Consider the following 22,804-nt stretch of genomic DNA (forward strand, 5'->3'; position numbering starts at 1 on the left):
GGTTCTGATTTTGGGGCATGGTTTTGGACCCTGTGGGCAAAAAATGCCAAATATGAGTACTGCTGCAAAAGAGGTGTCATATTTTTCGGCCTGTTCCGAGCAAAAATGGGCTCAAAATCAATTTATCTAACCCCCTTTAAAGGGCGTTTGACGGCTTTTAACCTCTTCGAATCGCTCAAAGTAGGCAATTTGCTCTCGATTTTGCTGCTACTAAATTGGTGACAGTACTCATATTTGCCACTTTTTGACCACAGGGTATCCGGAGGGGCCCTCGATAAGCATCTAACGCTACAATAACTACCACGTGGCTGGGTTTGCCGGCCGAATGTGCGATGTCGTGGGAGGGGACATGGTCGAGTTTACAAAGACGATTAAAGATCCGTTGGGACTACATGCCCGCCCGGTTGCATTGCTCTATGACATCATTGCCAAGCATCGTAGCGACGTGTCGGTCAGCATCGGTGACCGTCATACCGACGGTCGCGACGTTATGGGCCTCATGGCTCTCTACGGCGAGTGCGGCGAGGACATCATCTTCCGCGTTTCGGGCGTGGATGAGGCTTCCTGCGTTACGTCGATTAGAAACCTCTCGCTTTAAGCATGACGGGGCGCGGCAAAGGACGGCTCTTTGCCGCGCCTTTTTGTTTCGTATAGGAAACTTTTTCGAAAACTGAATAGAGACCCTTTCCAAAAAGTTAACCACGTGCTAGTTTACTAAAGCGAACATAGACGTGGTTAACTTTTATCGCGTCGATGTTGAGGACGAACTGACGTTAGGAGCCACTCATGTCTTGCGGACCGCAGATGCCGGCCATGCCGCTTTCGATGGTAAAAGCGGGCGAAACCGTGCGCGTGTCTCGTGTAAAGGGCAATGAGGACATGAAACACCACCTCAAGGACCTCGGCTTTGTCGAGGGCAACGAAATCCACGTGGTGAGCTCGAGTGGTGCCAATATCATCGTCACGGTGCTGGGCGCACGCTTTGGCATCGATTCCAAGGTTGCCATGCACATCATGACCGTCGGTTAGTCTGTAGCATTTCATAAAAACCGAAAGGGGGACAAGAGGATGAAGACGTTGGGTGACGTTAAGGTGGGCGAGAGCTCCACCATCGTCAAGCTTCACGGTGAGGGTGCGCTTCGCCGCCACCTTATGGACCTGGGGCTCATCAAGGGCACTTCGTTCAAGGTCGTGAAGGTCGCACCGCTCGGTGATCCGGTCGAGATCAACGTGCGCGGCTACGAGCTTTCCATCCGCAAGGAGGAGGCGGCCGTCGTCGAGGTCCAGTAAAGACTCGCGGTGTATATTTCTGCAGATAAAGTTAGTTATTTCTAACTTAATGCAGCAGTTTTGAAGCACATTATCCAGCCCGTGCGGAGAAAGCAGCGCGGGCACACAAGGAAGAAGGATTGAATGGCGGATTCTCAGATCCATGTCGCGCTGGCGGGTAACCCCAACTGCGGCAAGACCACGCTTTTCAACCTGATCACCGGCGCCAACGGCTACGTTGGCAACTGGCCCGGCGTCACGGTTGAGAAAAAGGAGGCCAAGCTCCTAAGCGACAAGAACGTTACCATCACGGACCTCCCCGGCATCTACTCGCTTTCCCCCTACAGCCCCGAGGAGCAGTGCTCGCGCGATTACCTCATGAGCGGCGAGCCCGATGTGGTCGTCCAGGTTGTCGACGCCACCAACCTCGAGCGCAACCTGTACCTGGCGCTTCAGGTCATCGAGACCGGCCTGCCCGTGGTCGTCGCCCTCAACATGGCCGATTTGGTCGAGAAGAACGGCGACAAGATCGACACGGACAAGCTTTCCAAGAAGCTCGGCTGCCCGGTCATGATGATTTCGGCTCTTAAGAACAAGGGCATCAAGGAGCTGTTCGAGCAGGTCAAGAAGTCCGCTGCTTCCAAGGGCCAGGTGCCGGAGCACAAGTTCGACTCCTCCATCGAGGACGTTCTGGACCACATCGAGAATAACCTTCCGGCGAGCGTTCCCGCCAACAAGCGCCGCTATTACGCCGTTAAGCTGTTCGAGCGTGATGCAGACGCCTGCAAACTCATCAACCTCACCAAGGAGAAGGCCGCTCGCGTGGAGGAGCTGGTCGCCCAGTGCGAGCAGGACTGCGACGACGACGCCGAGTCCATCATCACCGGTGAGCGCTATGGCGTCATCGCGCACATCATCGATGAGTGCCTCACCAAGGCCCCGGCCAAGATGAGCACTTCCGAGAAGATCGATCGCGTGGTTACCAACCGTATCCTGGGCCTGCCGATCTTTGTGGTCATCATGTTTTGCGTGTACTACATCGCCGTTTCTACCTTGGGCGGCACGGTGACCGACTTCACCAACGACCAGCTCTTCGGCACCGACGGCTGGTATGTGCTCGGCCAGGGTCGCGACGCCTACGACGCAGCTGTCGAGGCTGCGGGCGACGACGCCGATTCGGTTGACCCGACGCAGTACGGCCCCTATGTCCCGGGTATCACCACCGTGGTGCACGACGCCCTTGTGGCGGGTGGCACCGAGGACGGTGGCCTGGTCGATTCGCTGGTCTGCGACGGTATCGTTGGCGGCCTGGGCGCCATTTTCGGCTTTGTGCCGCAGATGTTCCTGCTGTTCGTGATGCTGTCCTTCCTGGAGGACTGCGGCTACATGGCCCGCGTCGCCTTCATCATGGACCGCGTGTTCCGCCGCTTTGGCCTGTCCGGTAAGTCGTTCATCCCCATGCTCGTGTCCTCGGGCTGCGGCGTCCCCGGCGTCATGGCCACCAAGACCATCGAGAACGAGAAGGACCGCCGCATGACGGTCATGACCACCACGTTCATCCCCTGCGGCGCCAAGCTGCCGATCATCGCCCTGCTCATGGGCTCCATCATTGGCGATTCTTCCACCACGGCTGCATGGATCAGCCCGCTCTTCTACTTCCTGGGCGTCTTTGCCGTCATCGCCTCGGGCCTCATGCTCAAGAAGACCAAGCTCTTCGCCGGTCGCCCGACGCCGTTCGTTATGGAGCTTCCCGCCTACCACTTCCCGGCGATCCGTTCCTGGGCGCTGCACGTGTGGGAGCGCTGCTGGGCCTTTATCAAGAAGGCCGGCACGGTCATCTTTGCGTCCACCGTCGTCGTTTGGTTCCTCTCCAACTTTGGTAGCTATAACGGTTCCTTTGGCTTCCTGCCTGCGATGGACGGCATCCCCGAGGAGTTTATGGACTACTCCGTGCTTGCCATGCTGGGCAACCTGGTCGCTTGGATCTTCGCCCCGCTCGGCTTTAGCACCTGGCAGGCCACCGCGCTGACTGTCTCTGGCCTCGTCGCCAAGGAGAACGTCGTCGCCACCGCCGGCTCGCTGCTGTCCGTCGCCGACGCGGGCGAGACCGACCCGAGCCTGTGGACCGCGTTTGCCGGCATGTTCCCCACCATGGGCGCTTGCGTTGCCTTCGGCGCCTTCAACCTGCTGTGCGCTCCGTGCTTTGCTGCCATTGGCACCATCCGCAACCAGATGGATTCCGGCAAGTGGACTGCGATCGCCATCGGTTACGAGTGCGCCTTCGCTTGGGTGATCGGCCTGTTCATCAACCAGTTCTACAACTTGCTTGTTCTTGGACAGTTTGGTATCTGGACGATTGTGGCCATCGTGCTGCTGGTTGCGATGCTCTTCCAGATCTTCCGTCCCATGCCCAAGCATGCATGGACCGACGAGGACGAGACCAACACTGCTTCCGCCGCAGTTTCCGCTTAAGTCCGAATAAGGATTAACCCCTTTCCACGAGCCCGGGTGTCCCAGCGACACTCGGGCTTTTTGGTGGGGGAGATGTGACGTTTCCGCAGATAAAACCGACCAAAATAAACCTGTCCCTTTTTGGTAGGTGGAGAATGGGGTAAAGTAAGTGCTGGTTAACTAGGGGAGGCTTGCTATGGCACCTATCGATATTGTTGTACTGGCTGTTATCGGTATTGCGTTTGTCGCCGTGTGCGTGCGCATCTACCGAAAGGGAACCTGCGCCGACTGCGCTCAGGGCGGCGTTTGCACGGGGCATTGTTCCAGCAAAAAGACGTGCGCTGCGCTTAAGGGCGTGGACAAAATCGCCGAAGACCTGGGCCGCGGTATTAAATAAGGTCTAGGCATCCAAGCGCCTCGCGAGCATCCGTTCGCGGGGCGCTTTGCACATTTGGGGGCGAGCGCGGCGAGTTGTAGAGTGATTTTGGGGTATCGTTACCTGTAGTGTTAATTGGCAACTTATCTATAACGGAGTATCCCCATGAGCGCTCGCGTAACCATGAAGGACATAGCCGCCGAGCTTGGCGTTTCCATCAATACCGTGCACAAGGCCCTGACGGGTAAGGCCGGCGTGAGCGAATCCGTGCGCTCCAAGGTGAATGCTAAGGCCGAGGCCATGGGTTACCATCGCAATACGAGTGCCTCGAGCCTGCGCCGCAAGGATATCAACCTGGTGTTTTGCCTGCCCCGCGCCTCGCGCGAGGGAGCGTACTTTTTCCGTTACCTGTGGGAAGGCTGCAACCGCTTTGAGCAGGAGGTCATCGACCGGGGCATTACGGTTGAGCGTGTTGAATTTGGCGTGGGTGGCTACGCCGATGCGCTCGAGCAGATTGATGAGCGCTTGCAGGTAGGCGAGAAGATTGATGGCCTGCTTGCCTATGTTCCGAGCGATGACCGTGCGACCGAGCTTTTGAGGCAGATTGCCGAGGCGGGTGTGGCGATCGAGCTCGTCGATGGCGACCGACCGCACCTCGATCGCCTGGGTGCCAGTCTGGCAGACTATTCCGCGGCGGGCAGTCTTATGGCAGAGCAGGCGGCAAACCTGGTTCACGCTTCTGGGGCTGACGCCCGCGTGCTCCTGTTGGCGGGCGACCCCTATACCGATTCGCACTATCTAACCGCCCGCGCCTTTCACAATTACCTGCGCGAACACGATATTCCATGGCAAGTTGAGGACCTTGCCGGCGCCCATGCGCAAGTCAAACAGCTCAAGCATGAGCTCGAAAAGCGCTTGAGTGCGCCGGACGCCCCTGAGCTCATTTGTAGCGTTTTTGCCGTTGGTTCCGAAGTGGTTGCCGATGCGCTTGTCTCGAGCGGCAAGGCCGGTCAGGTTATGGTGATCGGCAACGACCTGTTTCCCGAAAGCGCCCTGGCCTTGCGTCGGGGCATCTTTACCAACATCGTCTACAAGGACCCGGTGAGTCTGGCATATCGTGGCGCCAAAACCTTAGGCGATTATCTGCTGTGGGGAAGGACCCCGACGGTGCCCGTCCAGAAGGGCGCCGTCGAGATGGTATTTGCCAGCAATGTCGACCGCTACTGCGAACTTGCGGGTATTTAGCCGATTGAGCAGGTACCCCCTCTTGCGACGTGCATTTTTGGGAGTATTCAGCATTGGCATGCCCTGAATGAGGTGCAGAACGACTGTTTTAAGTGCCCCCGATGGCGTAATTTGCCATCGGGGGCACTTTTTATGCCGATCGGGCGCTATCTGCGTTCCAAATAGGACGCTGAGGATGGCGCACGGCGCGCTCCAATGCTGAATACTCCCAAAAATGTACGTCGGGACATGACCCACCTGAGCAAAAGCGCTCAAGTTCGGTGTTCGGGGACGCCAAACAGTCCGCAATACATGCAAGTCACATCTCCAGCAACCGTTGAACGGGCAAAATCTACCGTTCACCCCGTGGTGGTTAGGTGAACGTTCACCTTTTGAGGTGCAATGGATTAGTATAGTGAACGTTCACCTAAAGGATAACGAGCGCGCCGTGCGCCCGCCTTGCCAGCAAAGGGGCTGTTTGATGAAAAACTTTATGGACGATCAGGATTTCCTGCTGAGCACCAAGACCGGCGAGGAGCTGTTCCACAACTTTGCCGAGGGCATGCCCATCGTCGACTATCACTGCCACATTTCTCCTAAGGAGATTTGGGAGGACAAGCGTTTCGAGAACATCACCGAGGTTTGGCTGGGCGGCGACCACTACAAGTGGCGCCTGATGCGTGCCAACGGCGTCGACGAGCGTTTTATCACTGGCGACGCCCCTGCTCGCGAGAAGTTCCAAAAGTGGGCCGAGACCCTGGGTCGCTGCGTTGGCAACCCCGTCTTTGAGTGGAGCCACCTGGAGCTTAAGCGCTACTTTGGCTACGAGGGCGTCCTCAACGGCAAGACTGCCCAGGAGGTCTGGGACCTTGCCAACGCCAAGCTCGCCGAGGCCAGCTTTACCTGCCGCAACCTGATCAAGCAGTCCAACGTCCGCATGATCTGCACTACCGACGACCCCGCCGACAGCTTTGAGTGGCACAAGAAGATTGCCGCCGACGACAGCTTTGACGTTCAGGTCGTTCCCGCCATGCGCCCCGATGCCGCTTTGCGTATCGAGCGCGGCCAGGAGTTTGCCGACTACTGCAAGCACCTTTCCGAGGTTGCCGGCGTTGAGGTCAGCGACTTTGAGGGCATGAAGGCTGCCATTTCCAAGCGCTACGACGTTGCTCACGAGCTGGGCTGCCGCGCCTCCGACCACGCACTCGACTACGTTATGTACGTCCCGGCTACCGCCGACGAGATCGAGGCTATCTTTGCCAAGGGTCTGGCTGCTGAGCCGCTTACCGAGGAAGAGATCCTCAAGTACAAGACTGCCTTTATGCAGTTCGTTGCTGGCGAGTATGTCCGTCTGGGCTGGGCCATGCAGCTGCACTTTGGCTGCAAGCGCGACAACAACCGCGCCATGTTTGCCAAGCTCGGCCCCGATACCGGCTACGATTGCATCTCCAACTACACGCCGTCCGACCAGCTTGCCGATTTCCTCAACTCCATTCAGGAGACCTGCGGCTTGCCCAAGACCATCCTGTACAGCTTGAACCCCATCGACAACACCATGATCGATACCGTGATGGGCTGCTTCCAGGAGGCTCCGACCGCCGGCAAGATCCAGAACGGTTCTGCCTGGTGGTTCAACGACAACGAGGTCGGTATGCGCGAGCAGCTCACGGCTCTGGCTAACGAGGGCGTGCTGGGCAACTTTGTGGGCATGCTTACCGACTCCCGCTCCTTCCTGTCCTACCCGCGTCACGAGTACTTCCGTCGCGTGCTGTGCAGCGTGATCGGCGAGTGGGTCGAACAGGGCAAGTATCCGGCCGACATGGAGCTGCTGGGCGATATCGTGCGCGACATTAGCTACAACAACGCGGTCCGCTACTTTGGCTTTGATCTGGACACCGTCGAGGCATAAGCCTGCATCGAATCACATCGAACACGGGAGCGCCGTTGCCACACACGGCGCCCCCGTTTTGCTTGCACGCTAACAGCTATCTAAGGAGAGACACAGATGGAGAACATCAGCTACGATGCGCTCGAGAAGATCGGCTACAAGGGCTATCTGCTGCCCAAGGACGCTCCCGAGAAGGTTCTACAGTTTGGCGAGGGCAATTTCCTGCGCGCCTTCGTCGACCGTTTCTTTGACATGGGCAACGAGGTCACCGGCTGGAACGGCAAGGTTGTCATGGTGCAGCCCATCAGCGGCGCCTTTGGCTTTGCCGATGGCATCAATGCTCAGGACGACCTGTACACCGTGCTGGTGCGCGGCAAGGAGAACGGCAACACGGTTGACGAGTCCCGCGTGATCAGCGCCTGCAGCCGCTGTCTCAACCCGTATCGCGAGGACGACTATCGCGCCATGATGGAGGTCGCCGTCTCCGACAGCCTGGAGATCATCGTCTCCAACACCACCGAGGCCGGTATCGCCTACGACCCGTCCTGCAAGGCCGACGACATGCCGCCCGCGAGCTTCCCTGCCAAGCTTGCCCAGGTCCTTCACGCCCGCTGGGCCGCCGGCAAGCCGGGCGTCATCGTGCTCGCCTGCGAGCTCATCGATCACAACGGTGAGGAGCTGCTGCGCATCATGAACCAGTACGTGAGCGACTGGGGCTGGGAGGACGAGTTTGCGCAGTGGATGGCCAACGACTGCACCATCTGCACCACGCTTGTCGACACCATCGTTCCGGGTCGCATTCGCGATCCCAAGGAGGCCGCTGTCGTGGCCGAGCGTTTGGGCTACGAGGATCCCTTCCTGGCCGTGCGTGAGCCCTTCCAGATGTGGGGCATCCAGGGCGGCGAGTCGCTTGCCGAGAAGCTTCCCTTCGTAAAGGCCGGCCTGCCGGGTGTCTTTGTTACCCCCGATGTAACCCCGTACAAGAAGCGCAAGGTCCGCATCCTCAACGGTGCCCATACCGCCTTTGTTCCGGGCTCTTGGGTTGCCGGCTTTGATATCGTGCGCGACTGCATGCATGACGAGACCGTTCGCGGCTTCATGAACACCATGCTCTACGACGAGGTCATTCCGACGCTTGCCGCCGACTTGGATGTCGAGGACTGCAAGGCCTTTGCCGCCGCCGTCGAAAACCGCTTCGACAACCCGTTTATTGATCATGCGCTGCTCTCCATCTGCCTCAACTCCACGGCTAAGTGGCGCGCTCGCGACCTGCCCACGCTCAAGGACTACGTTGCCGAGACCGGCAACCTGCCCAAGTGCCTGGCGACGAGCCTCGCTACGCTCATCTCCTTCTACACACAGGAGCTCGTGTCCCGCGAGGGCGACGGCCTGCACCTGCGTCGCTCCGACGGCACCGAGTACACCGCTCAGGACGACGCCTTCGTGCTCGACTTCTACGCCGCCCATGCCGGCGCCGACGATGCCCAGCTGGTGCACGACGTGCTCACCAACAAGCAGATGTGGGGCGAGGACCTTACGCAGATCGCAGGTCTTGAGGAGTTTGTCGTCAGCGCGCTCGCCGTCGTGCGTGCCGAGGGTGCCAAGCAGGCCTTCGCCAACGCTCAGGCGTAAATTTCCGGCGCAGACGCGGGCGCGGGACGGCGTGCCCGCGTCTCGACTTCTGCTCAACCTGTAGGGTTAGGACCATTTGCAATGAACACTATCCAGATCAATCCGGCCGACAACGTGATCGTCGCGCTGTCGCCGCTTGCCAAGGGCACCGCCGTCGCGGTTCCCGGGGTGGGCGAGGTCGTGGCCGCGGAGGATATTCCGCAGGGTCATAAGATGGCCGTGCGCTCGATTGCCGCGGGGGAGGACGTCATCAAGTACGGCCTTCCTATCGGCCATGTGACGGGCGATGTCCAGCCCGGTCAGTGGCTCCACACGCACAATGTGAAGACCAACCTTTCGGGCGAGGTCGAGTACGCCTACAACCCCACGCATCCGGTTGTGGATCCCGTTGAGCCTGAAACCTTTATGGGCTTCCGCCGCGCCGACGGTCGTGCCGCGACGCGCAACGAGCTGTGGATCATCCCCACGGTCGGCTGCGTCAACGAGGTTGCGCGTGCTATGTGCGAGCAGGCTCAGGATCTGGTCGAGGGCCCGCTCGAGGGCGTCTACTACTTCCCGCATCCCTTTGGCTGCTCGCAGACCGGCGCCGACCATGCCCAGACGCGTCGTCTGCTGGTGGCGCTCTCGCGTCATCCTAATGCGGCCGGTGTGCTATTCCTGTCGCTCGGTTGCGAGAACTGCACGCACCAGCAGGTGCTTGACGAGCTCGGTGACTTCGACCACGAGCGCGTCCGCTTCCTCACCTGCCAGGATGTAGCCGACGAGCAGATCGAGGGCCACAAGATTCTGGCCGAGCTGGCAGACCTCGCCAAGCAGGCCGAGCGCGAGCCCATTCCGGCCTCCGAGCTGGTTATTGGACTTAAGTGCGGCGGCTCCGACGGTCTTTCGGGCATTACCGCCAATCCCACGATCGGTCGCGTGAGCGATATGGTCGTCGCCCGCGGCGGCACGTCGGTGCTTACCGAGGTGCCCGAGATGTTTGGCGCCGAGAGTATCCTGCTCGATCGCTGTGAGAACGAGCAGGTCTTTAACGCCGCTTCCGACATGCTCAATGGCTTTAAGGACTACTTTATTAGCCACGGCGAGGTCGTCTATGAGAACCCGAGTCCCGGCAACAAAGACGGCGGTATTACCACGCTCGAGGACAAGAGCTGCGGCTGCGTGCAAAAGGGTGGATCTGCCCCCATCGTCGACGTGCTGCCGTATGCCGGCCAGGCAACTAAGCATGGCCTGAACATGCTGTGCGGTCCAGGCAACGACATGGTATCCACCACGGCGTTGACGGCTGCCGGTTGCCACGTGATTCTGTTCTCGACCGGACGCGGCACGCCGTTTGGCGCGCCGGCGCCTACGCTCAAGGTGTTCACCAATCAGCGTCTGTGCGACCACAAGGCCAACTGGATGGACTTTAACGCCGGCGTGATTGCCACGGGTGAGCGCACGCTCGACGAGGCTGCTCGCGATCTATACCAGCTGGTGCTGGAGACGGCGAGCGGTAAACTCACGAGTGCCGAGCGCCGTGGCTGTCACGAGATCAGCATCTGGAAGGACGGCGTCTGCCTGTAGTGGCAAATGCACCCAAGCGTGGCGCTATGTCGTCGGCCCCGTCGGGAGTGTTCCCGGCGGGGTTTTCGTTTTGTGGTTAAGTGAAAAAATTGGAAAATACGATAAACGTTCACCTATCTCATGGGTGTCCAGCATGGCACCTTTACCAGCAGACAATAGGTCTTAGGGCCTCAATTGTGTCCGTTCAGCGGTAAAAATCGACCGTTCGGGGATAATATGCAAGTGAACGTTCACCTCTCGTAAGGAATCGCACATAATCTAACTAAACGTTCACCCTGAACGCTGGGCAGACAGATGTCAGTGTGGACTCCAATGTTTTGCTGCAAGACAATCGAGAAAAGAGAGGGAGCTCGATGACTAATAAGATCGGAAAAAAGCGTAAGATCACATTCTGGACGCGCTTGGGCTTTGGTATGGGCGGTATGCTCAATTCCGGTGCCCTGACCTTTACGCACAGCTACATGGTGCTGTTCCTGTCCACGGAGTGTGGCCTGTCCGCAGGCGAGGCTGCACTGATCAGCTCGTTTGCCATCTATGTCAACGCCATTCTTTGCCCGCTGATGGGCTTTGTGGCCGATAACTTCTATGCCACCAAGATCGGCCGCATCTTTGGTCGTCGTCGTTTCTGGATCTTGCTGGCCATCCCGATGATGATCGCCGAGCCGCTCATCTTCGTGGCTACGCCGTTTGGCTTCCCGTACTACTTTGTGCTGTACCTGATCTACAACGTCGCGTACACGTTCTGCACCGCCAACCTGTCGCCGCTTACCATCGAGATGACCGATGACTTTAAGGAGCGTACGTACCTCACCGGCTACAAGCATCTCTTTGGTAACGCCGCCGGCTTCCTGATGGCTGCACTTGTGGGCTTCGGCTTTGGCACCTTCGGCGAGACCAACCCGTTCAGCTACTTCATCATCGCTACGGTCAACGCTTCGGTTATGGCAATCTCGCTGCTCTGCGTGTACCTGTCCACGTGGGAGCACACCCCCGAGGAGGTCGCTCAGGAGAAGATCGAGAGCGTCGGCGAGGGCATCAAGAAGTTCTTTGTGGACGTTATCTCCACCTTCCGCAACAAGTCCTTCCGCAAGGTCCTGTATGCACAGGTCTCCACGAAGCTCGCTGCTGCCTGCTGGTCTGCCTGCCTGTCCTTCTTCATCGTCTACTGCCTACAGATTCCTAAGTCCTACGAGTCCGTGATGGAGATGCCTGGCAAGGTCGTCGCTATCGTCTGCACCGCCATCTGGGTCGCCCTCATGGCCAAGAAGGGCTTCCACAAGTCTTGGTACCTCGCAAATGTTGGTTGCGCTGCGTGCATCATTGCCTACAACTACTTCGCCTTTGGTCAGATCAACGGCACCTCCACGGTCGCCATCGCCATGATTGCCTACCCCATCATCTTCGCCATCTGGAAGTTCTTCTACGTTGGCTTCCAATATCTGCCCGATGTTCTGCTCAACTACATCCCCGATGTCGATGAGCTCATCACCCTGCGTCGTCGCGAGGGCATCTACAGCTCCGCACAGCAGCTCTGCCAGCAGATCGCCCAGGCTGTTGCCGTCAACGTATGGGCTATCGTCCTTGCTGCCTCCGGCTTCATTCAGACCGCCGGCAACAGCGACGCCGTGACCCAGCCCGCCACCGTGCCTCTGTACATCTGCGGCTACATGCTCATCGGCTGCGCCGGCTTCTTCCTGCTCGCGGCCGTCCTTGCCCGCGGCATCAAGATCGACAAGGAGCAGTGCGACATCCTTTGCGACGAGATCCACCGTGTCAAGGAGGGTGGCAAGATGGCCGACGTCAAGCCCGAGGTCAAGGCGCTTTGCGAGGAGCTCTCCGGCTTTAAGTACGAGGACTGCTTCGCCCACAACAATGTTGGCTTCCAGGACGGCAGCGTAATTCCCGCCGAGTAGGGCAGGCGCATCGTCCAAACCACAGGGCCGTGCCACCGGAGATCCACCGGCGGGTACGGCCCTTTTTTAAAAACGAGTAGTATGAACTTCTGATTACATTTGAGGGAGAGACCCATGGAGACGAACGTTATCTGGCGCAATGCCCGCGCGGCCGTTATCGAGCTCGACGATGGCGGCTACTTTACCTGTGCCGATACGTGGGAGATCTTTGTCAACGATGAGCCCGCCGGTACCACGAATACGGTCGAGACCTATGTCGATGGCCTGACCCCCGGCAAGCGCAACCTGATCCGCTTTGTCTGCGGCGAGCGCGAGTTGAGCGTAGGCGTCACCACGCCGGCGGAGCCCTTTGCCATCAACGTTCGCGACTGCGGAGCCAAGGGCGATGCCGAGCACGATGACACCACCAACATTCAGGCTGCCATCATGGCCTGCCCCAAGGGCGGGCGCGTGCTGATCCCCGCCGGCAACTACCGCATCAAGTCCCTCTTCCTTAAGAGCAATATCAACATCGAGCTTGCCGAGGGCGCGGTGCTGCTGGCCCGCCACGACCGCGCCGCGCTTGCCTACATTCCGGGCACGGTCACGGGTGACGAGGGGGCTGGGTACGCCGGCACCGATATGCTGCCCCTGGGCCGTTGGGAGGGCGAGAGCTTCTCGACCTACTGTTCGACCTTTACGGGCCTGAGCGTGCACGACGTGTGCATCTATGGCCGCGGCGCCATCGACGGCCAGACCGATTTTGCCGAGGACAACTGGTGGAACAAGGACTTTAAGAACATCTTCCGTCCCGAGGAGGGCCGCGAGGTCGCCCGCCCGCGCATGATCTTCCTGTCCGAGTGCGAAAACGTGAGTCTTGCCGGCTTTACCGTGCGCAACAGCCCGGCGTGGAATATCCATCCCATTCTGTGCGAGCACGTCGATGCCCTGTGCCTGTCCATCGAGGGTCCCAAGAACTCCCACAACACCGACGGTTTCGATCCCGAGAGCTGCGGTTTTGTCCGCATCCTTGGCTGTCAGTTCTCGGTGGGCGACGACTGCATCGCCATCAAGAGCGGCAAACTGGGCATTGAACCCGAGCTCCGTCCCGCCACGCACGACGTGCTGATCTCGCACTGCTACATGCACGACGGCCACGGCGCCGTGGTGCTGGGATCCGAGGCCGCCGGCGGCATCAAGGACCTCACCGTGAGCAAGTGCCTCTTTGAGCGCACCGACCGCGGCCTGCGCGTCAAGACACGCCGCGGACGCGGCAAGGACGCCGTCAACGAGGGCATCACCTTCGAGCACATTCGCATGGATAAGGTGCTCACGCCCTTCGTGGTCAACTCGTTCTACTTCTGCGACAAGGACGGCAAGACCGACTATGTGCAGTCTCGCGAGGCGCTGCCCGTCGACGACCGTACGCCCGGCTTTGGCGCCACGACGTTTTGCGATATCGAGGCCACCAACTGCCATGCGGCCGCGGCCTATATCACGGGCCTTCCCGAGAGCAAGGTGACGCGCCTGACGTTCCAGGATGTCCATGTGACCTTTGCCGCCGATGCCGAGCCCTTTGTGCCGGCCATGGCCTGCGGCGTGGAGCCCATGGTGCGCCAGGGCATCATCGCGCAAAACGTCAAGGTACTCGACCTGCAAAATGTGGTTATTGAGGGCCAGGACGGCGAGGAGCTGCAGCTCCAGAACGTCGACAAGGTTATCCGCGCGTAGGCGTTTGCTCTTAAACAATCGAATTCGGCATGTCGCGACGCGCGATGGGCAGGGCCTTCCCGACCCATTGCGCGCACTTTTAATATGCCGAAACTGCGACGTAGACGGTCTGCGACGGGAGGACGCGGTGACTGATGATGAGTGAGAGACGATTATTTGAGGTTTCACCCGAGCGTGCGGGGGCATATCACAGTATCTCTAAGGCCTTGGAGGCAATTGATGAATCCTGTCCGAATGACGGACGACCGGTGACAATCCATATCGAGCCGGGTGAGTACCGCGAACGGGTCGAGATTCATCGACCGTATGTGACGCTGGTGGGCGAGACGGCTGACAGCGTGCGTATCGTGGGCAGCCTGGGCGCCAAGATGCCCTCGGGGGACGGATCGGGCATTGACGGAAAGCTAGGCACCTTTAGGACCTATACCGTTTTGGTCGATGCCGACGACGTGCGGCTCGAGAACCTCACAATCGTCAACGATGCCGGCGACGGTCGCGAGGTGGGGCAGGCGATTGCCCTGTACGCCGACGGCGACCGTTTGGTAGTCGACGCCTGTTGCATTACGGGGCGCCAGGACACGCTGTTTTTGGGCCCGTTGCCCCCGCGCGAAGTCAAACCGGGCGGATTCATTGGGCCCAAGCAGTTTGCGCCGCGTCGGGTGGGCCGTCAGTATTTTCGACGCTGCCGGATTGAGGGCGACGTCGACTTTATCTTTGGTGGCGCGTGTGCCTATTTTGAGGGGTGCGAGATCCGCTCGCTCAACCGCAATATGGACGTGAACGGTTACGTGACGGCGGCATCGACGCCCGAGGGAGAGCCATATGGCTTCGTGTTCCACGGCTGCTCGTTTACAGCCGCGCAAGACGTGGCACCGGATTCGGTCTATTTGGGTCGTCCTTGGCGTGAGTGGGCCCAGACCGTGCTGATCGATTGCTGGCTGGGACAGCATATCAAGCGCGAAGGTTGGTGGGATTGGGCTAAGCCGGCGGCGCACGAGAGGGCGCACTACGCTGGTGCAAGCCTACATGGCCCGGCGAGTGATGCCGAAAACTGGGCGCCATGGGCGCACGAGCTCGATGCGACAGCCACTACCCGATACGCCCGCGAACAGGTGCTTTCCGGTGCGGACGGCTGGGACCCCGAAGGTGGCCCGGGCGACGCTGCGGAGACCGACAGTCTTTCCGATAACGGTCGCACGGTGCATATCGACACCTATTACGAAGACGAACTGGCATTTCGTGAGCGCCTTAAGCGTGAGGGTCGCTCCGCCGCATTTAAGGGCACGACGCCCGAAGACTTTGAGACATGGCAGGTTGCGACGAGGGTTCGGCTGTTTGACCTGTTGGGCTTATCGATTATGGATCGCGTGTCGATTGAGGCGCGCGAACTCGATCGGGTGCAGATTGCCGGCGGTATCGTGCGCACCCATGCGATGCTGCAGGTGGAGCGCGACGTTTGGATGCCGTTCTACCTGCTCGAGCCGCAGTCGCCTAAGCTCGATGCGCGCGGCCGCAAGTGTTGCTATATCTGCCCGCATGGCCATCAGGGAGCAGGCGCCGCAAGTGTTGCGGGCGTGACGGGCGTGCCGGCGGTCGATGATGCTGTGCGTAAGTTCAATTACGACTACGGTCTACGTTTGGCGCGTATGGGTTACGTGACCGTCTGCCCCGACGCACGCGGTTGGGGATACCGTCGTGACTGGAAGGGTCAGGGCGATGGCGAGAACAGCTTTCTGCGCGGCACGTGCCTAAACCAGGCGCGCATGGCCGAGCCACTGGGCCTTACGGTTGCGGGCCTCAACGTCTGGGACAACATGCGTCTGATCGATTACCTAGAGACACGCGGTGACATTGCCATGGACGACCTGGGCTGCTTTGGTTTTTCGGGCGGCGGTTACATGACGTTGTACCTGTCCGCGCTCGACCCGCGCGTGCGCAAGGCGTTTGTCTCGGGCTATCTGTACGGCGTTGATGATTCGCTACTGCACCTCAACGGCAATTGCAGCTGCAATTACACGCCTGGACTCTGGCGTCTGCTCGACATGGGCGACATTGCATCGCTTGTCGCGCCACGGCCGCTCTTGGTTCAGAGCTGCGAGAAAGACCATCTCAACGGCGCCCGCGGGCTTGCGAACGTAGACGAGCAGCTCGATATCGTTCGCGACGCCTACGCGCTGCTGGGCAAGGACGAAAACCTTCTGCACGAGGTCTGCCCGGGTGGACACCACCTGGGCGTGGCGCATCTTGCCGAGGATATCGAATGGCTCGATTCGCAAGTTGCGGAATGCGCCCACGCATAGCCCCTCGGATGTTGCGAATGAACGGTATGTACCTGTATGACCGCCGGTGTGCGGGTGAGGAGAAGAATATGGAAACGAAAAACTTGAGCGAATCGACCATCTGCTGCTTTGGCGATTCGACCACCTGGGGCGATAACGGATGCGGCGGGGGAGGCAACGACATCTCTTGGACCTCGCACCTGGGTGCGCTGCTGGGCGGCGCTACGATCGAGAACTTTGGTATTAAGGGTTCGCGTATTGCCGTCAAGGCCGACCGTAGCGATTCGTTTGTCGAGCGCTTGGACGGCATCGATCACACGGCAGATATCTGCATCGTCTTTGGCGGCGTTAACGACTTTAGCCGTAACGTGCCGCTGGGAGAGCTGGGCAGCACGGACGTGCACGAGTTCTACGGTGCGCTCGACTACCTGATCCGCACCATCACGGTGCGCTCGCCTCAGGCAAAGCTGGTGTTTATGACGCCGTGCAAGACGAGCGGCAAACACGAGAAGGATATTCCGGCAAGCAACGAGGCCAACCATCTGGGCCTGACGCAAGACGCCTATGTGCGCGCGATGCTGGAGGTCTGCGATCGCTACTCGGTGCCGGTGATCGACCTGTATGCGCAAAGCGGCATCAGCCCGTTTTTGCCGGAGCACCGCGAGCTCTACATGCCGGACGGTCTGCATTACAGCCCTGCCGGCTATGAGCGCCTGGCGCATCGCATCGCTGCGGGCCTCACCGCCGTTTGCCGTTAAAAGTTTGCCGTTCACGGGGATTATAGGGTTAACGTTCACCCTATAATCCCCGTTCGCGTTACACTAGGGGAAACGTTCACCTATCAATAACGTCAGAGGGGACAGCAATGGGTTGCAATCAGATTCTGGACCGTTATATCGAGCAGTTGATCGAGACCTCTACGCCTCAGGCGCCGGCCTGGAATATCGAAAAGCTTCGCGCCGGCAAGGAGAACACCTGGAATTACATTGACGGCTGCATGATCAAGGCACTCATCGAGCTGTACGAGATCACCGGCGAGCAGCGTTACCTGACCTTCGCCGACGACTATATCGACTTCTTTGTCCAGGATGACGGCACCATCAAGCATTACGATCCCCAGGAGTACAACCTCGACAACGTCAACGCGGGCAAAACCCTCTACAAACTCTATGACCTGGTGGGCAAGCCCAAGTACCGCGCCGCCATGGATACCATCTATCGTCAGCTCGAAACCCAGCCGCGTACCAAAGAGGGTGTGTTTTGGCACAAGGCCGTCTACCCCAACCAGATCTGGCTCGACGGCATGTACATGGCGCAGCCGTTCTACATGCAGTACGAGCTGAGCTTCCACAACCGCCGTGCCTGCTCGGATAGCTTCCATATGTTCCAAGTGGTGCACGATTTGATGCGCAACCCCCTCAACGGCCTGTACTATCACGCCTACGACGCGAGCCGCAAGCAGTTCTGGTGCGATCCCGTCACCGGCCTTTCGGCCAACTTCTGGTTGCGCGCCGAGGGCTGGTTTGCCATGGCGCTCATCGATACCTGGGAGCTCATGCCGCCTTCGATGTCGGCCGAGAAGGACGAGATCCGCAAGATGTTCCACGACCTGATCGACGCCATGCTGCCGTATCAGGACGAGAAGACCGGTATGTGGCACCAGGTCATCAACCTGCCCAATATCGCCCCCAACTATCTGGAGGAGTCGGGCAGCGCCATCTTTGCCAACGCCATCATGAAGGGCGTGCGCCTGGGCGTGCTGGGCGAGCGCTACTACCAGTACGGCCGCCGTGCGTTTGACGGCATCTGCGACACGTGCCTGTCCGAGCGCGACGGACAGCTGGCGCTCGACAACATCTGCCTGGTGGCGGGTCTTGGCAACACCGCGCACCGCGAGGGCACGTTTGGCTACTACATGAGCGAGCCCGTCGTCAAAAACGACGCGAAGGGCGTGGCGCCGCTGGTGCTCGCCTATATCGAGACTATGCATCATGACAAGTTGGCCGGTAAGCGCGATCCGCTTGCTCCCTCGGGCGTGTGCTCCATCGAGGACCCGTTTGGCGGATACACCCCGGGCATCAATGCGTGCAAGGAGGTCTAGGCATGGCGCAGTCAAAAGGAGCACTGAGCGTCGGCGTGCGCCTGCACGACCTGCCCGAGGGTACGGTCGAGGAGCGCATTCGCATGGCGGGCAAACTGGGTTTCTCGTGCATTCAGCTGCCGAGCAAAGTACTCTACAAGTCCTTTGGCATTAACCGTTCCGGCCTTACGCACGAACTCGCCGACCATCTGCGCGAGGTGCTCGCCGCCAGCGGCGTGCAGGTGGCGGTGCTCGGCTGCTATAAAAACCTGGCAACGCCCGATCAGAATCAACTGGTGGATACCTATGCCGAGTACGAGGCGTGCCTGAGGTTCGCGCGCTGGCTTGGGGGCTGTCCGGTGGGGACCGAGACGGGGCGCCCTAACGCGCAGAACAAGATGGCCGATGACCGTTTTTCGGCCGCTGCGCTCGATACGTTTTGCAAAGGACTCGCACGCGTGTGCTCGATGGCCGAAAAGGAGGGCGGCGAGCTTCTGATCGAGCCCGGTTGGAATGAGATCGTCAATACGCCCGAGCGCTGCCGCGAGGTTCTGGAGCGCGTTTCGAGCACCGCACTCGGCGTGATCTACGATCCGGTGTCGCTACTGCATCCCACGATCGTCGGTGGGGCTTCCGAGCAGGTGTCGCGCATGTTGCACCTGTGCGGCAGCAAGATTCGCGTGCTGCATGCCAAGGACTACGAGATCGTAGACAACGAGGACCAGGATGGCTGGTGTGATGGCTCGGGCTCTCGTTTGGTATGCCACGGCGCCTGTACGTGCGGAAACTTTGATTTTGAGGCTATTGCCGCTTGGGCCGCGGCCGCGCGACCGGGCATTATGACCGTTATCGAGAACAGCACACCGTCCACGGTCGAGCGTTCGCGCGACGAGCTGCTACGCATGGGGCACAGCGTGATGTGCGAGCACGTGATTCTGTAACGAAGCAGGTTGGCGAAAGAGATTGTCGTAGAGGTCCAGGAGAGGAACCGATGGCTATTCATATTGTTGAGGAAGCGAACCGTTGCCTTGGGTGCAAGAAGGCGTTCTGCCAGCTTAAGGGCTGCCCGGTGCAGACGCCTATTCCGCAGGTTGTCGATCTGTTCAAACAACGCCGTCTTGAAGAGGCGGGCGAGTTGCTGTTTCAGAACAATCCCATGAGCGCGGTCTGCTCCATGGTCTGCAACCATTCGGGCCAGTGCGAGGGCGCGTGCATCCAGGGCCGCAAGGGCGCACCGGTGCATTTCTCGAGCATCGAGAACTATATCTCGACAGCGTATTTGGACCGCAAACAGTGGAAGCCCGCGCCGTCGTGCGGCAAGCAGGTTGCCGTGGTCGGTTCCGGTCCTGCCGGCATTACCGTGGCCATTAAGATGGCCCAGTTGGGCTGTGCCGTCACGGTGTTTGAGCAGCGCCCCGAGATCGGCGGCGTGCTGGAGTACGGCATCCCCGAGTTTCGCCTGCCCCGTGCTCTCGTGCAAAAGTACCGTCACGTGATGTGCTCGCTTGGCGTACGCGTCCGTCCCTCGACCACCATTGGCGGCGCGCTGCATATCGACGACCTGTTGCGCGACGGCTACGATGCGGTCTTTGTCGGTACCGGTACCTGGCGCGCCCGCAAGCTGGGTATTCCCGGCGAGTCGCGTGGTAACGTACTGTTTGGTATCGATTACCTGGTCGATCCCACGAGCGTGGCGATCGGTCAGAACGTGGCGGTTATCGGCGCCGGCAACGTGGCCATGGATGTTGCCCGCACGGCTCTGCGCTCGGGCGCTCGCAAGGTTACCGTGTATGCCCGATCGCGCCATATCTCGGCCATCGATGACGAGGTGGAGCTGACCGAGCTTGACGGTGCCGAGATCGTGCGCGGCAAGGCGATCTGCGCCATCGACGATAACGGTCCGGTGTTCGAGACGGCTATCTTTGGCGAGGACAACAACGTGGTGGGCTACGAGGAAGAGCTCGACCATGTGTCCGCCGACACGGTTGTGATTGCGGCCTCGCAGGTGCCCAAGGACAAGCTTGTGCTTACGACGGGCGGTCTGGAGACCGACCACCGCGGCCTTCTTTCGGTCGATGAGTATGGCATGACAACGGTGCCGGGCGTTTTTGCCGCCGGTGATGTGGTCAACGGCCCGCTCACCGTGGTCCATGCCGTGGCAGGCGCCAAGCTCGCCGTCGAAGGCATGACTAACTACCTGGGCCTCTAACTCCACCCCGCCCATCAGTTGCGGTGAAATGCGGACTGTTTTGGCTGTCAAAGGCCTTATCTACTCCGTATTCCACCGCAACTTTTTGTGGGCTGAGTAAAAGCCGGGGGAGCGTGTACGGTCGGGTACAGCGCGGTTGCTGATACGATAGGTACGTTAGCAACTGCCGCCGAGCGGCTCAAATGAAAGGAACCCTGTATGGAGTCTTCCGCCTACCCGATGCTCTTTAGTCCGATCAAGGTCGGTACGACCGAGGTCAAGAACCGCGTCTTTATGCCGCCGGTATCTACCAACCTGGCCGATCACGGCTATGTGACCGACGACTTGGTCGATCATTACCGTGCCCGCGCCAAGGGCGGCGTTGGCCTGATCATCACCGAGGTCGTGACGGTCGAGCCTACCTATACCTATCTGCCGGGTGACATGTGCTGCTACGACGACACGTTTATCCCTGGCTGGGAAAAGCTCGCCGCCGCCGTCCACGAGTACGGCTGCAAGATCATGCCGCAGCTCTTCCACCCCGCCTACATGGCCTTTAACATTCCGGGCACGCCGCGCCTCATCGCTCCGTCCTTTGTGGGCCCGTCCTATGCCCGCGAGGCGCCGCGCCCCATCACGGTCGATGAGATCCACGAGCTCACGCATCAGTTTGGCGACGCTGCCGTGCGTATGCAGAAGGCCGGTGTCGATGGCGTCGAGGTCCATGCGGCGCACGCCCACGGCATGCTCGGCGGCTTTTTGACCCCGCTCTACAACAAGCGTACCGATGAGTACGGTGGTTCGCTCGACGCCCGCATGCGCATCCTGCTCGAGGTCATCGCCGAGATTCGCGAACGCTGCGGCAAGGACTTCATCATCGACGTCCGCATCTCGGGCGACGAGTACACCGATGGCGGTCTGACCCTCAACGACATGATCTACGTCTCGCGTCGCCTGGAGAAGGCCGGCGTCGACATGATTCATGTGTCGGGCGGCACCACCATCAAGCGCGGTTCCGCCATTCCCGCCGCCGGCACGCAGCAGGCCTCGCACGCCGCCTGCTCGCGCGAGATCAAAAAGCACGTCAACATTCCCGTTGCCACGGTCGGCCGCATTAACGAGGCATGGATCGCCGAGGAGCTGATCGAGGACGGCGCTGCCGACATCTGCATGATGGGCCGCGCCAATCTGTGCGATGCCGAGTTCTGCAACAAGGCTGCTGCCGGCAACGCCGACGACATCCGCCCCTGCATCGGTTGCCTGCGCTGCCTGAACGGCATCATGTTCGGCAAGCGCATCTCCTGCACCGTCAACCCGGATGTGGAGCGTGACGAGGCTGGCTACGAGCCTGCCGCCGAGGCAAAGAACGTGCTCGTTGTGGGTGCCGGTCCCGCGGGCATGGAGGCAGCCTACATTGCCGCCAAGCGCGGTCATAACGTGGTGCTCGTGGATAAGCAGGACGAGCCGGGCGGCGAGATGCGCATTGCGGCCGTTCCGCCGGCAAAGCAGGAGCTCACGCGCGTGATCAAGTATCAGTACCGTCGTCTGGCCGAGGCCGGCGTTAAGTGCGTATTTGGCACCGAACTTACTGCCGAGGATATTCAGCGTGACTACGCCGGTTACGAGGTTGTCCTGGCCTATGGCGCCGAACCCATCGCCCCGGCCTTTATGCAGGGCTTTAAGCAGGTCATGACGGCTGACGACCTGCTGGGTGGCAAGGCTTTCCCGGGCAAGAAGATCGTCATTGTGGGCGGCGGCACCGTTGGTTGCGAGACGGCCGATTACCTGGCCCCGTTGGTCAACGACCTGTCGCCGGCCAACCGCGATGTCACCGTCATCGAGATGACCAAGACGCTTGCCGCCAACGAGGGTGGCGCCGGTCGTGCGGTGCTCATCACGCGCATGCTCTCCAAGGGCGTTCACGTGCTGACCGAGGCCAAGGTGACCGAGATTACCGAGGACGCCATCAGCTACGAGAAGGACGGCGAGGTCCACACCATCGCCGACGCCGATACGCTGGTGCTTGCCATGGGTTACCGTCCCAACACCAAGCTGGCCGATGATCTTGCCGCTGCCGGCGTTGTCACCCACGTGCTGGGCGATGCCCAGAAGTGCGGCAACATCCGCGACGCCATCGGCGACGGCTACAAGGTCGCCTGCGAGCTCTAGTCAACCCCTTGGTGCATGTGAGGCCTATCCCCGCGGCGTCAGTCGGTAGATAGCAAAAA

17 protein-coding genes are annotated in these 22,804 nt (G+C 60.0%); all 17 read left to right on the forward strand.

Annotation, left to right across the window (positions count from 1 at the left end; translation table 11 throughout):
* The first annotated feature begins 349 nt into the window (after positions 1-349).
* The 17 genes from DWY51_RS08840 to DWY51_RS08925 all read left to right on the forward strand — a co-directional run bounded on the left by DWY51_RS08840 (position 350) and on the right by DWY51_RS08925 (position 22,745).
* Positions 350-598, forward strand: a complete 249-nt coding sequence (locus DWY51_RS08840) for an HPr family phosphocarrier protein (protein ID WP_022094361.1) — start codon at positions 350-352, stop codon at positions 596-598.
* A gap of 188 nt (positions 599-786) precedes the next feature.
* Positions 787-1,029: a FeoA family protein gene (locus tag DWY51_RS08845; RefSeq protein ID WP_022094360.1), complete on the forward strand. Its 243-nt coding sequence runs from the start codon at positions 787-789 to the stop codon at positions 1,027-1,029.
* Between the two features lie 39 nt (positions 1,030-1,068).
* On the forward strand, positions 1,069-1,290 hold the full coding sequence (locus DWY51_RS08850) for a FeoA family protein (protein ID WP_006234774.1): 222 nt from the start codon (positions 1,069-1,071) through the stop codon (positions 1,288-1,290).
* A gap of 123 nt (positions 1,291-1,413) precedes the next feature.
* Positions 1,414-3,741, forward strand: coding sequence for a ferrous iron transporter B (locus DWY51_RS08855; protein ID WP_117770584.1), 2,328 nt, complete (start codon positions 1,414-1,416; stop codon positions 3,739-3,741).
* A gap of 175 nt (positions 3,742-3,916) precedes the next feature.
* The gene (locus DWY51_RS08860) at positions 3,917-4,117 is read left to right on the forward strand and encodes a hypothetical protein (RefSeq protein WP_117770585.1); all 201 of its coding nucleotides are present in this window, start codon (positions 3,917-3,919) and stop codon (positions 4,115-4,117) included.
* Positions 4,118-4,261: 144 nt separating this feature from the next.
* Positions 4,262-5,341: a substrate-binding domain-containing protein gene (locus DWY51_RS08865; protein ID WP_117770586.1), complete on the forward strand. Its 1,080-nt coding sequence runs from the start codon at positions 4,262-4,264 to the stop codon at positions 5,339-5,341.
* Positions 5,342-5,801: 460 nt separating this feature from the next.
* Positions 5,802-7,229 carry a glucuronate isomerase gene (gene uxaC / locus DWY51_RS08870; protein WP_117770587.1) on the forward strand — a complete coding sequence of 476 codons (1,428 nt, stop codon included), beginning with the start codon at positions 5,802-5,804 and terminating at the stop codon, positions 7,227-7,229.
* Between the two features lie 96 nt (positions 7,230-7,325).
* Positions 7,326-8,840, forward strand: a complete 1,515-nt coding sequence (locus DWY51_RS08875; protein WP_117770588.1) for a tagaturonate reductase — start codon at positions 7,326-7,328, stop codon at positions 8,838-8,840.
* 81 nt (positions 8,841-8,921) lie between these two features.
* The gene (locus tag DWY51_RS08880; RefSeq protein WP_117770589.1) at positions 8,922-10,406 is read left to right on the forward strand and encodes a UxaA family hydrolase; all 1,485 of its coding nucleotides are present in this window, start codon (positions 8,922-8,924) and stop codon (positions 10,404-10,406) included.
* Between the two features lie 353 nt (positions 10,407-10,759).
* A complete protein-coding gene (locus tag DWY51_RS08885; protein WP_117770590.1) occupies positions 10,760-12,319 on the forward strand; it encodes an MFS transporter in 1,560 nt (519 codons plus the stop codon).
* A gap of 114 nt (positions 12,320-12,433) precedes the next feature.
* The gene (locus DWY51_RS08890; protein ID WP_117770591.1) at positions 12,434-14,029 is read left to right on the forward strand and encodes a glycoside hydrolase family 28 protein; all 1,596 of its coding nucleotides are present in this window, start codon (positions 12,434-12,436) and stop codon (positions 14,027-14,029) included.
* A 137-nt stretch (positions 14,030-14,166) separates the two neighbouring features.
* Entirely contained in the window at positions 14,167-16,329 is a 2,163-nt protein-coding gene (locus tag DWY51_RS09585) for a pectinesterase family protein (RefSeq protein ID WP_233504680.1), read from the forward strand.
* A 68-nt stretch (positions 16,330-16,397) separates the two neighbouring features.
* Entirely contained in the window at positions 16,398-17,066 is a 669-nt protein-coding gene (locus tag DWY51_RS08905) for an SGNH/GDSL hydrolase family protein (protein WP_233504679.1), read from the forward strand.
* 107 nt (positions 17,067-17,173) lie between these two features.
* Positions 17,174-18,409 carry a glycoside hydrolase family 105 protein gene (locus DWY51_RS08910; protein WP_117770593.1) on the forward strand — a complete coding sequence of 412 codons (1,236 nt, stop codon included), beginning with the start codon at positions 17,174-17,176 and terminating at the stop codon, positions 18,407-18,409.
* A 2-nt stretch (positions 18,410-18,411) separates the two neighbouring features.
* Positions 18,412-19,329, forward strand: a complete 918-nt coding sequence (locus DWY51_RS08915) for a sugar phosphate isomerase/epimerase (RefSeq protein WP_117770594.1) — start codon at positions 18,412-18,414, stop codon at positions 19,327-19,329.
* A 50-nt stretch (positions 19,330-19,379) separates the two neighbouring features.
* Complete coding sequence (locus DWY51_RS08920; protein WP_117770595.1) at positions 19,380-20,597, forward strand: FAD-dependent oxidoreductase; 1,218 nt, start codon at positions 19,380-19,382, stop codon at positions 20,595-20,597.
* 198 nt (positions 20,598-20,795) lie between these two features.
* Entirely contained in the window at positions 20,796-22,745 is a 1,950-nt protein-coding gene (locus tag DWY51_RS08925) for an NAD(P)/FAD-dependent oxidoreductase (protein ID WP_117770596.1), read from the forward strand.
* Positions 22,746-22,804: the final 59 nt, after the last annotated feature.

It is taken from the genome of Collinsella sp. AF25-2LB, from assembly GCF_003458415.1.
Classification (GTDB): domain Bacteria; phylum Actinomycetota; class Coriobacteriia; order Coriobacteriales; family Coriobacteriaceae; genus Collinsella.

Coding starts and splice junctions, on each gene's coding strand:
- DWY51_RS09585 (WP_233504680.1), top strand. CDS start 14,167: ATGAGTGAGAGACGATTATTTGAGGTTTCACCCGAGCGTGCGGGGGCA.
- DWY51_RS08915 (WP_117770594.1), top strand. CDS start 18,412: ATGGCGCAGTCAAAAGGAGCACTGAGCGTCGGCGTGCGCCTGCACGAC.
- DWY51_RS08880 (WP_117770589.1), top strand. CDS start 8,922: ATGAACACTATCCAGATCAATCCGGCCGACAACGTGATCGTCGCGCTG.
- uxaC (WP_117770587.1), top strand. CDS start 5,802: ATGAAAAACTTTATGGACGATCAGGATTTCCTGCTGAGCACCAAGACC.
- DWY51_RS08920 (WP_117770595.1), top strand. CDS start 19,380: ATGGCTATTCATATTGTTGAGGAAGCGAACCGTTGCCTTGGGTGCAAG.
- DWY51_RS08875 (WP_117770588.1), top strand. CDS start 7,326: ATGGAGAACATCAGCTACGATGCGCTCGAGAAGATCGGCTACAAGGGC.
- DWY51_RS08845 (WP_022094360.1), top strand. CDS start 787: ATGTCTTGCGGACCGCAGATGCCGGCCATGCCGCTTTCGATGGTAAAA.
- DWY51_RS08885 (WP_117770590.1), top strand. CDS start 10,760: ATGACTAATAAGATCGGAAAAAAGCGTAAGATCACATTCTGGACGCGC.
- DWY51_RS08855 (WP_117770584.1), top strand. CDS start 1,414: ATGGCGGATTCTCAGATCCATGTCGCGCTGGCGGGTAACCCCAACTGC.
- DWY51_RS08860 (WP_117770585.1), top strand. CDS start 3,917: ATGGCACCTATCGATATTGTTGTACTGGCTGTTATCGGTATTGCGTTT.
- DWY51_RS08840 (WP_022094361.1), top strand. CDS start 350: ATGGTCGAGTTTACAAAGACGATTAAAGATCCGTTGGGACTACATGCC.
- DWY51_RS08925 (WP_117770596.1), top strand. CDS start 20,796: ATGGAGTCTTCCGCCTACCCGATGCTCTTTAGTCCGATCAAGGTCGGT.
- DWY51_RS08890 (WP_117770591.1), top strand. CDS start 12,434: ATGGAGACGAACGTTATCTGGCGCAATGCCCGCGCGGCCGTTATCGAG.
- DWY51_RS08865 (WP_117770586.1), top strand. CDS start 4,262: ATGAGCGCTCGCGTAACCATGAAGGACATAGCCGCCGAGCTTGGCGTT.
- DWY51_RS08910 (WP_117770593.1), top strand. CDS start 17,174: ATGGGTTGCAATCAGATTCTGGACCGTTATATCGAGCAGTTGATCGAG.
- DWY51_RS08905 (WP_233504679.1), top strand. CDS start 16,398: ATGGAAACGAAAAACTTGAGCGAATCGACCATCTGCTGCTTTGGCGAT.
- DWY51_RS08850 (WP_006234774.1), top strand. CDS start 1,069: ATGAAGACGTTGGGTGACGTTAAGGTGGGCGAGAGCTCCACCATCGTC.